Below are 16,190 nucleotides of genomic sequence, written 5' to 3'. Positions count from 1 at the left end.
ATGTTCTTGTGCAAAATTATTAATAAATTGTATCTTGCACCTCAAAAAAGAAGCAATAATGAAATTTAGATTATTTACTACTACTATTTTATGTTTTTCTATAATTTTTGTGTCTTGTAATAAGGATGATAATAATGACGATGGTGCAATAGAAGTACCTATTAGAGATAGACAGGAAGTATATGATGAAAATATTGTAGAAATTGAACAGTTTTTAGAAACTCATTTTTATAATTACGAAGAGTTTCAGCAGAACCCTATCTATTCAGATTTAAGTGTTATGCCTTACAATGTAACACCAAATGATTCGTTTGGGATTGTTTTTGATACTATTGCAGGTGCAAATAGTGATAAAACGTCTTTAATGGATATGCTTGGAGGAGATTTAAGATTAAAAGAGGTGACTGATTCTGAAGGTATTGTTTATAAGCTTTATTATTTAGTAGTAAGAGAAGGTTTAGGAGGTATTATTCATCCAATAGATCGTATTTTTACAAGTTATGAAGGTCTTTTAATAGACAATACTTTGTTTGATAGTGCTGTTACTGCTGTGCCTTTTGATTTAACTGCAGTTGGAACTGTTGGTGGAGTTGTTGATGGTTTTAGAGAAGGCATTATAGAAATTAAAGCAAGAGAAGGGTATTCAGAAAATGGGGATGGTACAATAACAAACCATAACCATGGTATAGGAGCAGTTTTTGTTCCTTCTGGACTTGGTTATTTTTCTCAGACTCAAGCAACAATTCCTGCTTATTCCAATTTAATTTTTACTTATAATTCTGAAAAAAGAATATTATTAGATCATGATAATGATTTTGTTTTTTCATATTTAGAAGATTTAAATGAGAACGAAGATTATTTTGATGACGATACAGATGGAGATGGTCTAGCTAATTTTGTAGATATTGATGATGATGGTGATGGTACTTTTACTAGAGATGAGATTGAACAAATAGAATATACGGAAGACGAAAATATGATGCCGTTTATGTCTCAGGCAGATGCACAAAACTATTTTGATACGAATGCAGCTCCAAATGAAATTTTATATAGTATTGATGATAATGGTGATGGTACTTTTACATTAAATACGGTTATTTTTACAGATTCCAATAATGATGATATTCCAGATTATTTAGATAGCAGTATTTTTTAAATCTAAAATATATTATACAAAAAAGCCTCTTTTAATGAGGCTTTTTTGTTTTATAACAGAAACGATAAACTTAAAATTAATTGATTAGGTCTTGTATCAATTCTACTGACACTTACATCTGAATTATTGTTAATAAATGTAGCTTCATTTTCACTAAAGCCTCTTTCATATCTTAGGTCAATACCAATTCTATTAAAACTTACACCAACACCAAAGTTAATGCCAACAGTAAAATCATTTTCAATGTCGCTAACATTTATGTCTTCAAATTCAGTGTCTAAAATATATTGAAAAGATGGACCAGCAAAAACATTAAGTAATTCAAAAAATCTTAAACCTACTAATATAGGTGCATCGAGTTTTTGCATTTTAAAACTGTCGCCATCATATTCACTTTTTGTATTTGTGTATACTAGTTCTGGTTTAACGTATATTTTACCACCAATTTTTCCGAAGATGCCAAAATGATAACCAATGCTTTTTTCGGGATGTTTAGCATTATCACTTATAGATTCAAAATAATCTCCATTGGAGTTGTAATTAACACCACCTTTAATTCCAAAACCTGTTTTATTTTGAGCTTGAGATAATGGAGAAAAGCATAACAATATTAGACTTAAATAAAATACCTGCATCATGTAATTTCGTTTTAGGGTTCCAATCTAAAACGAAACTATAAGATAATTATTTTCTTTTTAGTACAGTTTCAACAGCTTTTACTATTGCTTGACTATTTAAACCATATTTTTCCATTAGTTGTTTTGGAGTTCCAGATTCACCAAATGTGTCCTTTGTTGCTACAAATTCTTGTGGTGTTGGTTTATTGGTTGCTAAAACTCTGGCAACACTTTCCCCTAAGCCTCCTAGAAAATTATGTTCTTCAGCTGTAACAATGCATCCAGTTTTTGTAACAGATTTGATAATGGCTTCATCATCTAAAGGCTTTATGGTATGAATATTAATAACTTCAGCAGAAATACCTTTTTCACTTAGAGTTTTAGCAGCTTCAAGTGCTTCCCAAACTAAATGTCCAGTTGCTAAGATAGTAACATCTGTTCCTTCAATTAAATGTATTGCTTTTCCAATTTCGAATGTTTGATTCTCAGGTGTAAAGTTTGCTACTTTTGGTCTTCCAAAACGTAAATATACAGGTCCACGATGTTCTGCTATTGCAATTGTTGCAGCCTTAGTTTGGTTATAATCACATGGGTTAATAACAGTCATTCCTGGTAACATCTTCATTAAGCCTATATCTTCTAAGATTTGATGTGTTGCACCATCTTCACCTAAAGTTAAACCAGCATGAGAGGCACATATTTTTACATTTTTATCTGAATAGGCAACACTTTGACGAATTTGATCGTAAACACGACCTGTAGAAAAATTTGCAAAAGTTCCAGTAAAAGGAATTTTTCCTCCAATTGTCATTCCTGCTGCTAAACCAATCATATTGGCTTCGGCTATTCCAACTTGAAAAAAGCGTTCTGGATGATTTGCTTTAAAATCGTCCATTTTTAATGATCCTATTAAATCGGCACAAAGTGCTACAACATTTTCGTTAGTTTTTCCCAATTCAGTTAATCCAGCTCCAAATCCTGATCGAGTGTCTTTACTTCCTGTATTTGTGTATGTTTTCATTTTTGTTGTTGATTGATAATTAATAGTCCCCTAATGTTTCTGGATTTTGTTTTAATCCAATAGCTAATTGTTCGTCGTTTGGTGCTTTACCATGCCAAGCATGCGTGTACATCATAAAATCAACACCATTACCCATAACAGTTTTTAATAAGACACATACAGGCTTTCCTTTACCAGTTTTACTTTTTGCTTCTACCATGCCTTTTAATATGGCATCTATATCATTACCTTCATTAATTTCAACAACAGTCCATCCAAAAGCTTCAAATTTAGCTTTTATATTTCCCATTGGTAAAACATCGTCTGTAGAACCATCAATTTGCTGTCCGTTTAAATCTATAGTTGCAATAATATTATCTACATTATTTCCTGCAGCATACATAATAGCTTCCCAGTTCTGACCTTCTTGTAATTCTCCATCACCATGAAGGCTATAAATTAAATGGGAATCATTATTTAATTTTTTTGTTTGTGCAGCACCTAACGCAACAGACATGCCTTGCCCTAAAGATCCTGAAGCAATTCTTACTCCAGGTAAATTTTCATGGGTTGTTGGATGACCTTGTAATCGAGAATTAATTAATCGAAATGTATTAAGTTCATCTATAGGAAAATACCCAGATCTAGCTAAAACACTATAATAAACAGGAGAAATATGACCATTGGATAAGAAGAAAACATCTTCTCCAATTCCATCCATATCAAATCCATTATTTCTTTCCATTATTTCATTATATAATGCGACAAAAAATTCTGCACATCCTAAGGATCCTCCTGGATGACCTGAATTTACTTTGTGTACCATTCGAAGTATATCTCGACGAACTTGTGTAGTTAAATCTTTTAATTGTTGTGTGTTTGGCATGTTAAATATGTTAGTTTTTCAGTTGCAAAAATAAGGTTTATAATGTTTATTAAAAAGTAGAATTAAGGCACTTATTAACGAATGTTGGTGTTTTGCTAACAATTTTGTTTTTATTAAGAAATTCCTCGCTTTATGTTATTTATATTTGCCAACTGATGAAATAAGCATATGTTATTTGAATTAAAAGGAAAAGACACAAAATCGAATGCCAGAGGTGGAGAGATAACTACAGATCATGGTACTATTGAAACACCTATATTTATGCCTGTTGGAACGGTAGCATCTGTAAAAGGGGTACACCAACGTGAGCTTAAAAACGATATTAATCCGGATATAATTTTAGGAAACACATATCATTTGTATTTACGACCTCAAACTAATATTTTGGAACAAGCAGGTGGCTTGCATAAATTTATGAACTGGGATCGAAATATTTTAACTGATTCTGGAGGCTACCAAGTGTATTCTCTGTCTTCAAATAGAAAAATTAAAGAAGAAGGTGTTAAATTTAAATCACATATTGATGGAAGTTACCATACATTTACTCCAGAAAATGTGATGGAAATTCAACGTACTATTGGTGCAGATATTATCATGGCTTTTGATGAATGCACACCTTATCCTTGCGATTATCATTACGCAAAACGGTCTATGCACATGACGCATAGATGGTTGGACAGATGTATCAATCATCTAGAAAAAACACCTTTTAAATACGATTATAGTCAATCGTTTTTTCCGATAGTACAAGGAAGTACCTATAAAGATTTAAGAAAACAATCTGCCGAATATATTGCAAATGCTGGAGCCGAAGGTAATGCTATTGGTGGTTTGTCTGTTGGAGAACCAGCAGAGGAAATGTATGCTATGACAGAAATTGTTACAAATATTCTTCCTGTAGACAAACCTAGATATTTAATGGGAGTTGGAACACCTATTAATATTCTTGAAAATATAGCTTTAGGAGTTGATATGTTTGATTGTGTGATGCCAACCCGAAATGCTAGAAATGGCATGTTGTTTACTGCTCATGGAACCATTAATATTAAAAATTTAAAATGGGCTGATGATTTTTCTCCAATAGATGATATGGGAATTACTTTTGTAGATACAGATTATACCAAAGCTTATTTACGTCATCTATTTAGTGTGAATGAAAGGCTAGGAGCTCAAATAGCTACCATCCATAATTTAGGGTTTTATATGTGGTTGGTTCGTGAAGCTAGAAAACATATCTTAGCTGGAGATTTTAGAACTTGGAAAGATATGATGGTGAAACAAATGGATAAACGATTATAATTTTGAAAATACTTGATTGGTACATATTAAAGCGATATTTGTTTACATTTTTTATCATGCTTTTGTTGTTTATTCCTATTGGAATAACAGTTCATTTAGCTGAAAAAATTGGTAAAATTCTTGAAAACGAAGTCCCTTTTATTGAAGTACTAATTTACTTTCTAGATTTTACTATTTATTTTGCTCATTTATTATTCCCATTATTTTTATTCCTTTCTGTAATTTGGTTTACATCAAAATTAGCTAATAATACAGAAGTTATTGCTTTTTTAAGTTCAGGTGTATCCTTTTCAAGATTTTTAAGACCTTATATGATAGGTGGTGTTATTGTAGCCATTCTAGCTCTAGTTTTAGGTATGTATCTAGCTCCAAATGCAAGTAATGGTTTTAATGATTTTAATTATAAATACCTAAAAAGCAGTAAGGATGCATTAGATAATCAAAATGTATATAGACAGATTAACGATAACGACTATATATATGTAAGTAATTTTGACGTAAGACAAAAACTTGGAAGAAATTTTACACTTGAGCATTTTGAAGATGATAAAATGACGTATAAGATTAGTGCCAATACCATTAAGTATGATGAAAAGGACAGCCTTTATCATTTAGTCTCTTATACTAAAAGACATATAGGTGAAAAAGATGATATTATTGAAGTTGCTAGGAGAAAAGACACTCTTTTTTCTTTCGATTTAGAAGATCTAACACCTGTTGTTTATATTGCTGAAACTTTGCCATATGGTGAATTAAATAAATTTATTGAAAAAGAAGAAAAAAGAGGCTCGTCTTATATAAACAGATATAAACTTGTAAAATATAGAAAATGGAGTTTGCCAGTTTCTGTATTTATTTTAACCATTATAGCTGTTGCTGTTTCATCTATTAAAAGAAGAGGAGGTATGGGAGTTAATCTAGCTTTTGGAATATGTATTGCTATGGTATTCGTGTTTTTCGATAAAATATTTGGGGTATTAGCATCACAATCAGATTTTTCTCCATTAGTTGCCGTTTGGTTTCCAAATGTTATTTTTGGTTTTTTAGCAGCTTATCTTCTTTACAATGCTAAACGATAAATTAAAAAATTATTTGCATCTACACTTGCTTGTATTTATAGCAGGTTTTACAGCTATCTTAGGCGAGTTAATTACAATTAGTGCAGTACCTTTAGTTTGGTATAGAATGTTTATAGCTACTATTATAATGGTAGGTTACATTCTTATTGCAAAAATTAAAATAAGAATCCCTTTAAAATCTATTATTAAACTTTCATTTGCTGGAATTGTAATAGCATTGCATTGGATAACTTTTTTCGAATCTATTAAAGTGTCGAATATCTCAATTACATTAGCAATGTTCTCTTCAGGAGCTTTTTTTGCATCTTTATTAGAGCCATTAATTTATAAGAGAAAAATTATTTGGTATGAGATACTTTTTGGTATACTAATAATTATTGGAGTAGCAATAATTACTGGTAGTGAGTTTAAGTATATTTATGGTATTATATTGGGTATTATTTCAGCTTTTCTATCTTCAACATTTGCTGTTTTAAATGGAAAATTTTTGGAAAAACACACAGCAACTGTAATTTCTTTTTATGAGTTTGTTAGTGGTGTTTTGTTTATTAGTATATTCATGATAATATTTGGAAAAGGGTTTTCGGAATCCTTCTTTGTATTAAGTCTTTCAGATTTCGGGTATCTTTTTATTTTAGCTTCCGTTTGTACAGCTTATGCATTTATAGCAGCTGTTTATGTAATGAGGTTTATTAGTCCGTATACAGTTGTTTTAACATATAATCTAGAGCCAGTTTACGGTATAGTTTTAGCCCTTATTTTGTTTCCTGAAAATGAAATTATGAGCTCTTCTTTCTACATTGGAGCTTCAATTATTATTGGAATTGTCATGCTAAATGGCATTTTAAAAAACGTTAAATTTAAAAGAAAAAAGACACTAAATAAATTAGAGTCTTAGTCGATTTATATTTAACTGATATTTTTATTTCGGAAGCAATATTTAATTTTAATGAATAAATCGAAAATTAAAACGAAATAAAATATGTAATTTTGTATGCTAACAAAAAACAAATTATAACTTCCAATGGAATATTTAGAATTTGAACTTCCTATAAAAGAACTTGAAGATCAACTGCAGAAATGCCAAGTTATTGGTCAAGAAAGTGATGTTGATGTTACGGAAACATGTAAACAAATAGAGAAAAAACTTATTACTACTAAAAAGGAAATATATAAAAACCTAACGCCTTGGCAAAGAGTACAAATGTCTCGTCATCCAAGTAGACCTTATACTTTAGACTATATAAAAGCCTTGTGTGGCGATTCTTTTTTAGAACTTCATGGAGACAGAAGTTTCAAAGATGATAAAGCAATGATTGGTGGATTAGGTAAGATTGGAGATCAAAGTTTTATGTTTATTGGTCAACAAAAAGGATATAATACCAAAACTAGACAATATAGAAATTTTGGAATGGCAAATCCAGAAGGCTATAGAAAAGCCCTTCGTTTAATGAAATCTGCTGAGAAATTTGGAATTCCAGTTGTTACTTTATTAGATACTCCAGGTGCTTATCCAGGATTAGAAGCAGAAGAAAGAGGACAAGGAGAAGCCATTGCAAGAAATATTCTTGAAATGACACGTTTAAAAGTGCCAATTATTACTATTGTTATAGGAGAAGGTGCTTCAGGTGGAGCTTTAGGAATTGGAGTAGGAGATAAAGTGCTTATGTTAGAAAACACATGGTATTCTGTAATTTCTCCTGAATCTTGTTCATCTATTTTATGGAGAAGTTGGGAATATAAAGAACAAGCTGCTGAAGCTTTAAAATTGACAGCTAAAGACATGAAAAAGCAAGGTATTGTAGACGATATTATTAAAGAACCAATAGGAGGAGCACATAGCGATAGAGAAAAAACATATCTTGCTGTAAAAACAGCTATTCTTAAAACATTTGATGAGTTAAAAAACTTATCACCAAAAGATTTAGTAAATAAACGCATGGAAAAATACATGGAAATGGGTGTGTTTAAGGGTTAATTCATTTATTTCCTATAATTCATAAATCTGAAATGTCTTATTTCAGATTTTTTTATGCTTATTAACAATATTATTTAGTTATTAACAGTTAATTTGTTAACTTATGGTGGACAATCAAGATTCAATTTTTCATCATTTATCTTTTCAATTTAGCTACTTTCGTAACATATGAAACAACCGAACCAAATAAAGGGATACCAAGTAGATAAAAGCACTATTATTAATCTGGAAAGAGGAAAAATACCGCCTCAAGCAATTGATTTAGAGGAAGTTGTGCTTGGAGCAATGATGATTGATAAAAAAGGTGTTGATGAAGTTATAGATATATTAAGTCCAGACTCTTTTTACAAAGAAGCACATCAACATATATTTGAAGCTATTTTTCAATTGTTTGAAAATAGTGAACCTGTTGACTTATTAACCGTTTCCAGTCAGTTAAAGAAAAATTCAAAATTAGATTTAGTAGGTGGCGATTTTTACCTCATTTCTTTAACCCAAAAAGTATCATCTTCTGCTCATATCGAGTTTCATGCACGAATTATTCTTCAAAAATTTATTCAGCGAAGTTTAATAAAAATTTCAAGCGAAATTATTGAAGATTCTTATGATGAAACTCAAGATGTTTTCGATTTATTAGATCGCGCAGAATCTAAATTATACGAAGTAACTCAAGGCAATATAAAAAAATCAAGTGAAACAGCTCAAGAATTAGTTATTCAAGCTAAGAAGAAAATTGAAGAAATTTCAAATAAAGAAGGTTTAAGTGGAATTCCTTCAGGATTTACAAAATTAGACAAACTTACTTCTGGTTGGCAAGAGAGCGATTTAATTATTGTAGCTGCTCGTCCTGGTATGGGTAAAACAGCATTAACCTTGTCTATGGCTAGAAATATTGCGGTTAATCAAAATATTCCAGTGGCTTTTTTCTCATTAGAAATGGCATCGGTTCAATTAATTATGCGTTTAATTTCTAGTGAAACAGGCTTGTCTTCAGAGAAACTAAGAACCGGAAAATTAGAAAAACATGAGTGGGAACAATTAAACGTAAAAGTTAAGAGTCTAGAAAAAGCACCTTTATTTATAGACGATACACCTTCACTTTCAATTTTTGATCTTCGTGCAAAAGCAAGACGTTTATCTTCTCAGCATGGTATTAAACTAATTGTTGTAGATTATTTGCAATTAATGACAGCAGGTGGAAGCCAAAAAGGAGGAAACAGAGAGCAAGAGATTTCAACCATTTCTCGTAACCTTAAAGCATTAGCAAAAGAATTAAGTGTACCAGTTATTGCATTATCTCAGTTATCTCGTGCTGTAGAAACACGTGGTGGTAGTAAAAGACCGTTACTTTCAGATCTACGTGAATCTGGAGCTATTGAGCAAGATGCAGATATCGTATCCTTTATTTATAGACCAGAATATTATAAAATTGATGAATGGGATGATGAAGAAAGAACTCCTACAGAAGGTCAAGCTGAATTTATTATAGCTAAGCACAGAAATGGTGGACTAGATAATATTCGATTGAAGTTTGTTGGTCATTTAGGTAAGTTTGATAATCTAGATGATTTTGATACGCCTTTTGGGCAAGAATTTCATTCTAAAATGAATGCTGCTGCAAATGATGATACTTTTAAACCAAGTAATTTCCCTTCAGCTAATGATGCATTTGATGCTCCTGAAGAAGAAAACGACGTGCCTTTTTAATAGACTCCCAAATTTATTTAAAGAAAACTAGTTATGGATAAATTAAAAACCACAAATACATTACTTTTAATAATAGTTATTCCTTTAGTTTTTTATTTGCTAAAAATACTTTCGTTTATTTTTATTCCATTAGTATTCTCCATGTTTATTGCTTTACTTTTTTTGCCAATAATGCGTTGGTTGGGAAAAAAAAATGTACCTAAGATTATTAGTATTATTATAGTTGTATTACTTATTATTGGTGGCATGAAAATAGGTATAGAATTAATACAATTGTCAAGCAGACAGATTCTTAATTCTAATTCTGATTTCTTAATGAAAGCAGAAGAAAAGTTTCTATCCTTACTAGCAATTGCTCAAGAAACATTTGGTTTCGAACTTGAAAGTGAAAAAACATTATTTTCTCAGTTTTTTCAACAGGAAGATATTCTTCCTACATTCGATTATATTCGAAAATTTGTCACCATGATTTTAATGACAACCTTTTTCGTAGTTCTTTGGTTGGCAGAATCTATAAATATTCAAAAAGTATTAAATAGCACCATTCTTAAGCAAAAACATGCATCGGTAAAGACCTTTAGAAAAATAGAGAAAGACTTAATAAAATTTATTGAAGTTAAATTTTTTATAAGCCTTGCAACTGGTGTTGGAACTGGATTGGCTTGTGTGTTCTTCGATGTAAGTTTTCCAATTTTTTGGGGATTATTTGCCTTTGTTATAAATTTTGTTCAAATGGTAGGGTCTGTAATATCTGTTGTATTATTATCTGCTTTTGCATTTATTGAATTAGATCCAACAAGTACATTATTCTTTTTTATAATTACTATTTCAGGAGTTCAAGTCTTGTTTGGAGCTATTTTAGAACCTATTTTTATGGGAAAATCTTTTTCTTTAAATGTTATAACAGTTTTGGTAATGCTCATGCTTTGGGGTTTTATTTGGGGAATTCCAGGTTTAATTATGGCAATTCCTATAACTGTTTTTATTAAAATCATCTTAGAACAATTCCCTAATACTAAAGTTATTTCTAGTATGTTATCTGGTAAATAGAAATTTATTATTGGTTAAATTTTAATTAAATTCAATTAATAGGAATAATTTTTAAGTATATTTCAACTGTGAAAAAGCTATTATTTATCTTCGTTTTATTGTTTTCTATAAACACTTTTGCCTCATATATTCTAATTCCTATGGATGCTGAGACACAAAAGAATCATTTAAAAGCTTATGGAATTACTTATTGGACTTTAGAAAAGCAATTAAAAGTAAAATGGCTTTTAAATTATAGAGGTGGTTCTTTTCTATTGCCAGATACAGAAGAAATTCAGCGAGAATGTCAGATTCGTGGTGTTTCATTCGAAATATTATCTGATGCTAAAACAGAATCTATTTTAGAAGAAATTAGCAGTCCAAGTAAAAATATGGAAGCCGTAGTTTTAGAAAAGGCTCCAAAAATTGCAGTTTATACACCAAAAGGGAAACTACCTTGGGACGATGCTGTTACTATGGTATTATCTTATGCCGAAATACCTTATGAAACAGTATATGATGAAGAAGTTTTAAATGACGCTTTATTATTATATGATTGGTTGCACTTACATCATGAAGATTTTACTGGACAATATGGTAAATTTTATGCAAATTATAGAACAGCAGCTTGGTATATAGAAGAAAAGAAAGAATCTGAGGCTTTAGCATCTAAACTAGGATACTCTAAAGTATCTGAAGCAAAATTAGATGTCTCTTTAAAAATTAGAGATTATGTTATTGGTGGAGGGTTTATGTTTGCTATGTGTAGTGCAACTGATAGTTTTGATATTGCTTTATCAGCTGAAGGCATAGATATTTGTGAACCTATGTTCGATGGTGATGCGAGTGACCCAAATTATCAAGCTAAAATTAATTACAATAAAACTTTTGCTTTTAAAGATTTTACTTTAGAAAGAAGTCCGATGGTATATGAGTTTTCATCAATAGACATGACTCAGAAAAGGCAGATTCCTAAGCTAACAGATTATTTTACACTTATGGATTTTTCTGCTAAATGGGATCCCATTCCAACTATGCTTTGCCAAAATCATACAGCTTTAGTTAAAGGATTTATGGGACAAACAACCTCATTTACTAGAAATGAAATTAAATCAAACGTGTTAGTTTTAGGTGAAAATAAAACCAATGGCGAAGCCAAATATATTCATGGTATAAAAGGAAAAGGATTCTTCACCTTCTATGGTGGTCACGACCCAGAAGATTACACACATAGAGTAGGAGATCCAAAAACTGAATTGGATTTATATCCAACTTCACCAGGATATAGACTTATTTTAAACAATGTCTTATTTCCTGCTGCTAGAAAGAAAAAGCAAAAAACGTAACATTTAACCTACAATTATTTTTATAAATGAATTTTCTTTTTTCATTCTCCATCAGTATAATTGGTTTACTATTTTTAATTTTGAATATGTTTTTGTTTGTAAAAAACAAATCAATTCATCCTAAGGTTTCAAATATATTTTTGGCATATTTAGTGGCTTTAACAGTTATTGAAATAGCTTGCCATGCTATTGGCTTTTTAAGTCCAAATTCTAATTTGTTTATTTCTCATTTCTATTTTGTATTTCAATTTGTCTTTTTGAGTATTTTATTTTATCAACTATTTGAAAATAAAACCATAAAAAGAACCATAGTGTTAATTTTGGCACTACAGTTAGCAGTATTATCAATGATTTACTTTTCAAACCCACAATTGTTCTGGGAATTCAATTTTTATGAAATTGTCTCTTGTTCTTCAATTTTGGTTATTTATGCATTACTTTTTATCATTAAAAATTTTGAAAAAGAACATAAATATTTTAATTTTTCTGTGGGATTAATACTTTATTTAATCTGTAGTATTTCCATATTCACATCTGGTAATTTGAGAATGGTATTATGGGAAGATCCTTTTATTGATATTTGGATTTTTAACTCCATCTTTTATATAATTTTTCAGTATATGATTTTTAGAGAGTATATATATTTTACTAAAGTAAATAATAAATCTCTAGAAGATAAGTTGCTTTTATAATGAATTATAAAATAAAAAACCAACTCAATAGAGTTGGTTTTTTTATAAGTGAAATATGTTATACAATAGGCGAAACGCCTTATTTTACTTTCTCTATTATTGCTTTAAAAGCTTCAGGATTATTCATAGCTAAATCTGCTAAAACCTTACGGTTTAATTCAATATCATTAGCTTTTAATTTCCCCATAAATTGAGAATATGAAATTCCGTATTCTCTGGCTCCAGCGTTAATACGCGTAATCCATAATGCACGGAATGTTCTCTTTTTGTTTCTACGGTCTCTATACGAATATTGCATCGCTTTATCAACCGCATTTTTTGCTACTGTCCAAACGTTTTTACGACGTCCGAAGTAACCTTTTGCTTGTTTAAGAACCTTTTTTCTTCTGGCTCTTTTTGCTACAGAATTTACTGATCTTGGCATAATTTAATTGTTTTTTGTAGTAGGCGATCTTTTAGGATACTTTTATTGAGCCTAACTCCAGGGTTTATAAATAATTTAACCGAACGTGATTACTTTAATCGTAATTGTTCCTTAATACTGTTTTCATCACTCGCATGTACTAAAGTACTGTGAGTTAATGCTAACTTACGCTTTTTAGACTTCTTTGTTAAGATGTGACTTTTAAAAGCGTGCTTTCTTTTAATCTTACCAGTACCTGTTAACTTAAAACGTTTTTTGGCACTAGATTTGGTTTTCATTTTAGGCATCTTGTTCTCCTAGTTTTGTTTATTTCACTTATTATTTTCAACCTGAAAATCAGGATTTATTTTGATTTTTTTGGAGCAATAAACATAGTCATACGTTTACCTTCCAATTTAGGCATTTGTTCCACTTTGCCTAATTCTTCTAAATCTTGAGCTAATCTTAATAATAAGATTTGTCCTTGTTCTTTAAACACAATCGAACGTCCTTTAAAGAATACAAATGCTTTTAATTTAGCTCCTTCTTTTAAAAACTTCTCAGCATGTTTCTTTTTAAAGTCGTAATCATGATCATCGGTTTGAGGTCCAAAACGAATTTCTTTAACAACAACTTTACTAGCTTTAGATTTTAATACTTTTTCACGTTTCTTTTGTTCATAAAGAAACTTTTTATAATCCATAACCTTACAAACCGGAGGATCAGCTTTAGGTGATATTTCAACAAGGTCTAAACCCTGTTCGTCTGCAATTGCAAGTGCATCTTTAATTGGATAAACTCCAACTTCGACGTTATCACCTACTAATCGCACTTTTTCAGTCCTAATTTTAGAATTAATTCTGTGTTGATCTTCTTGACTTACTCGTCTAGAGACTTGCTTTCTTCTACGTATTGCTATGGCTATAAAATTTTAGTTAAACTTATTTTTAAAATGTCTTTAAAGACTTATTTATTTCTTTATTTATAATATTTGTTAAATCTTGAGCAGTAATCATGCCAAGATCTTCACCACCATGTTGACGAACAGAAATCTTATCTTCTTGTTCTTCATTCTCTCCAACTATGACCATATATGGGATTTTCTTCATTTCGGCTTCCCGAATTTTCTTACCCATGGTCTCATTTCTATTATCAATCAGGGCGCGAATTTCGTTATTTTCTAACACATTTAAAACTTTTTTCGCGTATTTTTCATATTTCTCACTAATTGAAAGTACAATAACTTGATCTGGCATAAGCCAAAGTGGGAAATTTCCTCCAGTATGTTCTAATAGAATAGCAATAAAACGTTCCATACTTCCAAAAGGAGCTCGATGTATCATAACTGGTCTATGAAGTTCGTTATCACTACCTTTATATGTTAAATCAAAACGTTCTGGAAGTGTATAATCTACTTGAATTGTACCAAGTTGCCATTGTCTACCAAGAGCATCTTTAACCATGAAATCTAATTTTGGACCATAAAAAGCAGCTTCACCTGTTTCTATCACAAAATTTAATCCTTTATCTTCAGCAGCACTAATAATTGCTTGTTCGGCTTTTTCCCATAAATGATCATCACCTATATATTTCTCTGGATTTTCTGGATCTCTTAATGAAACTTGAGCTGTGAAATTTTCAAAACCTAACGAACCAAATACATATAGTACTAAATCAATAACATCTTTAAATTCTTTATCTAATTGTTCTGGTGTACAGAAAATATGAGCATCGTCTTGAGTAAAACCCCTTACACGTGTCAGTCCATGAAGTTCACCGCTTTGTTCGTATCTATATACAGTTCCAAATTCTGCAAATCGTTTTGGAAGATCCTTATAAGACCATTGACTACTGTTATAAATTTCGCAATGGTGTGGGCAGTTCATTGGTTTTAATAAAAATTCTTCTCCTTCTTTAGGTGTATGAATAGGCTGAAAGCTGTCTTCTCCATATTTTGCATAATGTCCAGAAGTAACATATAATTCTTTCTGACCTATGTGTGGAGTTACAACCATTTCATAACCAGCTTTTTTTTGAGCTTTCTTCAGAAAATTTTCTAATCTCTCACGTAAAGCAGCTCCTTTAGGTAACCATAAAGGCAAACCTTGTCCTACTTTTTGTGAAAAAGTAAATAGCTCTAATTCCTTTCCTAACTTTCTATGATCTCTTTTTTTAGCCTCTTCAAGTAATTCTAAGTACTCTGTTAGTTCTTTTTGTTTTGGAAACGAAATTCCATAAACACGAGTTAACTGTTTATTGTTTTCATCACCTTTCCAGTAAGCACCTGCAACACTTAATATTTTTACTGCTTTTACAATCCCTGTATTTGGAATATGTCCACCACGACATAGATCTGTAAACGTTGAATGGTCACAAAACGTAATAGTTCCGTCTTCTAAATTCTCAATCAAATCTACTTTATACTCATTTTTATCTTTATAATATGAAAGAGCTTCAGTTTTAGTAATTGATCGCATTTTAAAATCATGTTTTCCTCTAGCTATTTCAAGCATTTTATCTTCAATACCTTTAAAATCTTTATCTGAAATAGTGTCTTCCCCTAAGTCAATGTCATAATAGAATCCATTTTCTATAGCTGGACCTACCCATAACTTTGCATTCGGATATAACTCTTCTATTGCTTGGGCAAGAATATGTGCAGACGAATGCCAAAAAGCTTTTTTACCTTCATCGTCATTCCACGTGTATAATACTAATGATCCATTTGATGTTAATGGAGTAGTTGTTTCAATAACCAAATCATTAAATTTAGCAGAAATAACATTTCTTGCTAAACCTTCACTAATGCTTTTTGCAACATCTATTGCGGTCGTATTATTTACGAACGACTTAATACTACCATCAGGTAATGTAATTTGAATCATTTTATATGAATTAAAATAAAGGAGCAAAGATAGTAGGTTATTAATTTACATACAATATTACATTAATAATTATCTTATACTCTATTACATAAATTATATGTGACACCAATGTA

Annotated in this window: 16 protein-coding genes; 9 read left to right on the top strand and 7 right to left on the bottom strand. The window is 30.6% G+C overall.

Translation table 11 applies throughout. From position 1 onward, the window contains the following. The first annotated feature begins 58 nt into the window (after nt 1–58). Entirely contained in the window at nt 59–1,156 is a 1,098-nt protein-coding gene (locus FVF61_RS12235) for an FKBP-type peptidyl-prolyl cis-trans isomerase (RefSeq protein ID WP_148456826.1), read from the top strand. Between the two features lie 50 nt (nt 1,157–1,206). Here the strand turns inward: FVF61_RS12235 and FVF61_RS12230 are convergent, their stop codons facing one another. Genes FVF61_RS12230 through FVF61_RS12220 form a run of 3 tightly spaced genes read right to left on the bottom strand, consistent with a single transcriptional unit; the run spans nt 1,207 to nt 3,659 of the window. Next, nucleotides 1,207–1,791 (bottom strand): outer membrane beta-barrel protein, encoded by a 585-nt coding sequence (locus tag FVF61_RS12230; protein ID WP_148456858.1) that lies wholly within the window; start codon nt 1,789–1,791, stop codon nt 1,207–1,209. Between the two features lie 49 nt (nt 1,792–1,840). Further along, complete coding sequence (locus tag FVF61_RS12225; protein ID WP_148456824.1) at nt 1,841–2,794, bottom strand: transketolase family protein; 954 nt, start codon at nt 2,792–2,794, stop codon at nt 1,841–1,843. A 19-nt stretch (nt 2,795–2,813) separates the two neighbouring features. Continuing rightward, nucleotides 2,814–3,659, bottom strand: a complete 846-nt coding sequence (locus tag FVF61_RS12220) for a transketolase (RefSeq protein ID WP_148456822.1) — start codon at nt 3,657–3,659, stop codon at nt 2,814–2,816. Between the two features lie 168 nt (nt 3,660–3,827). Here FVF61_RS12220 and tgt point away from each other — a divergent pair, with 168 nt between their 5' ends. From tgt to FVF61_RS12180, 8 genes are all read left to right on the top strand, one after another. Next, on the top strand, nt 3,828–4,958 hold the full coding sequence (gene tgt / locus FVF61_RS12215) for a tRNA guanosine(34) transglycosylase Tgt (protein ID WP_148456820.1): 1,131 nt from the start codon (nt 3,828–3,830) through the stop codon (nt 4,956–4,958). 2 nt (nt 4,959–4,960) lie between these two features. Further along, entirely contained in the window at nt 4,961–6,037 is a 1,077-nt protein-coding gene (locus FVF61_RS12210) for an LptF/LptG family permease (RefSeq protein WP_148456818.1), read from the top strand. After that, a complete protein-coding gene (locus FVF61_RS12205) occupies nt 6,024–6,935 on the top strand; it encodes a DMT family transporter (RefSeq protein WP_148456816.1) in 912 nt (303 codons plus the stop codon). Before FVF61_RS12210 ends, FVF61_RS12205 begins: the two co-directional genes overlap by 14 nt. A gap of 126 nt (nt 6,936–7,061) precedes the next feature. Continuing rightward, complete coding sequence (locus FVF61_RS12200) at nt 7,062–8,015, top strand: acetyl-CoA carboxylase carboxyltransferase subunit alpha (RefSeq protein ID WP_148456814.1); 954 nt, start codon at nt 7,062–7,064, stop codon at nt 8,013–8,015. A 168-nt stretch (nt 8,016–8,183) separates the two neighbouring features. Next, entirely contained in the window at nt 8,184–9,722 is a 1,539-nt protein-coding gene (gene dnaB, locus FVF61_RS12195; RefSeq protein ID WP_148456811.1) for a replicative DNA helicase, read from the top strand. A 33-nt stretch (nt 9,723–9,755) separates the two neighbouring features. Continuing rightward, complete coding sequence (locus FVF61_RS12190) at nt 9,756–10,772, top strand: AI-2E family transporter (RefSeq protein WP_148456809.1); 1,017 nt, start codon at nt 9,756–9,758, stop codon at nt 10,770–10,772. A 140-nt stretch (nt 10,773–10,912) separates the two neighbouring features. Next, a complete protein-coding gene (locus FVF61_RS12185; protein ID WP_148456856.1) occupies nt 10,913–12,097 on the top strand; it encodes an asparagine synthetase B in 1,185 nt (394 codons plus the stop codon). A gap of 140 nt (nt 12,098–12,237) precedes the next feature. Continuing rightward, on the top strand, nt 12,238–12,789 hold the full coding sequence (locus FVF61_RS12180) for a hypothetical protein (protein ID WP_148456807.1): 552 nt from the start codon (nt 12,238–12,240) through the stop codon (nt 12,787–12,789). A gap of 79 nt (nt 12,790–12,868) precedes the next feature. On the opposite strand, the gene rplT is transcribed toward FVF61_RS12180, so the two are convergent. The 4 genes from rplT to thrS all read right to left on the bottom strand — a co-directional run bounded on the left by rplT (nt 12,869) and on the right by thrS (nt 16,077). Beyond that, nucleotides 12,869–13,213 (bottom strand): 50S ribosomal protein L20, encoded by a 345-nt coding sequence (gene rplT / locus FVF61_RS12175; protein WP_148456805.1) that lies wholly within the window; start codon nt 13,211–13,213, stop codon nt 12,869–12,871. Between the two features lie 89 nt (nt 13,214–13,302). Further along, nucleotides 13,303–13,500 carry a 50S ribosomal protein L35 gene (rpmI, locus tag FVF61_RS12170; protein ID WP_109308746.1) on the bottom strand — a complete coding sequence of 66 codons (198 nt, stop codon included), beginning with the start codon at nt 13,498–13,500 and terminating at the stop codon, nt 13,303–13,305. A 56-nt stretch (nt 13,501–13,556) separates the two neighbouring features. Continuing rightward, nucleotides 13,557–14,111 carry a translation initiation factor IF-3 gene (gene infC, locus FVF61_RS12165; protein ID WP_199757311.1) on the bottom strand — a complete coding sequence of 185 codons (555 nt, stop codon included), beginning with the start codon at nt 14,109–14,111 and terminating at the stop codon, nt 13,557–13,559. A 28-nt stretch (nt 14,112–14,139) separates the two neighbouring features. Then, the gene (gene thrS, locus FVF61_RS12160; protein ID WP_148456801.1) at nt 14,140–16,077 is read right to left on the bottom strand and encodes a threonine--tRNA ligase; all 1,938 of its coding nucleotides are present in this window, start codon (nt 16,075–16,077) and stop codon (nt 14,140–14,142) included. Nucleotides 16,078–16,190 lie beyond the last annotated feature (113 nt).

The organism is Xanthomarina maritima (assembly GCF_008084905.1).
Taxonomy (GTDB): domain Bacteria; phylum Bacteroidota; class Bacteroidia; order Flavobacteriales; family Flavobacteriaceae; genus Xanthomarina; species Xanthomarina maritima.
This window is presented reverse-complemented; position numbering and strand designations above follow the sequence as displayed.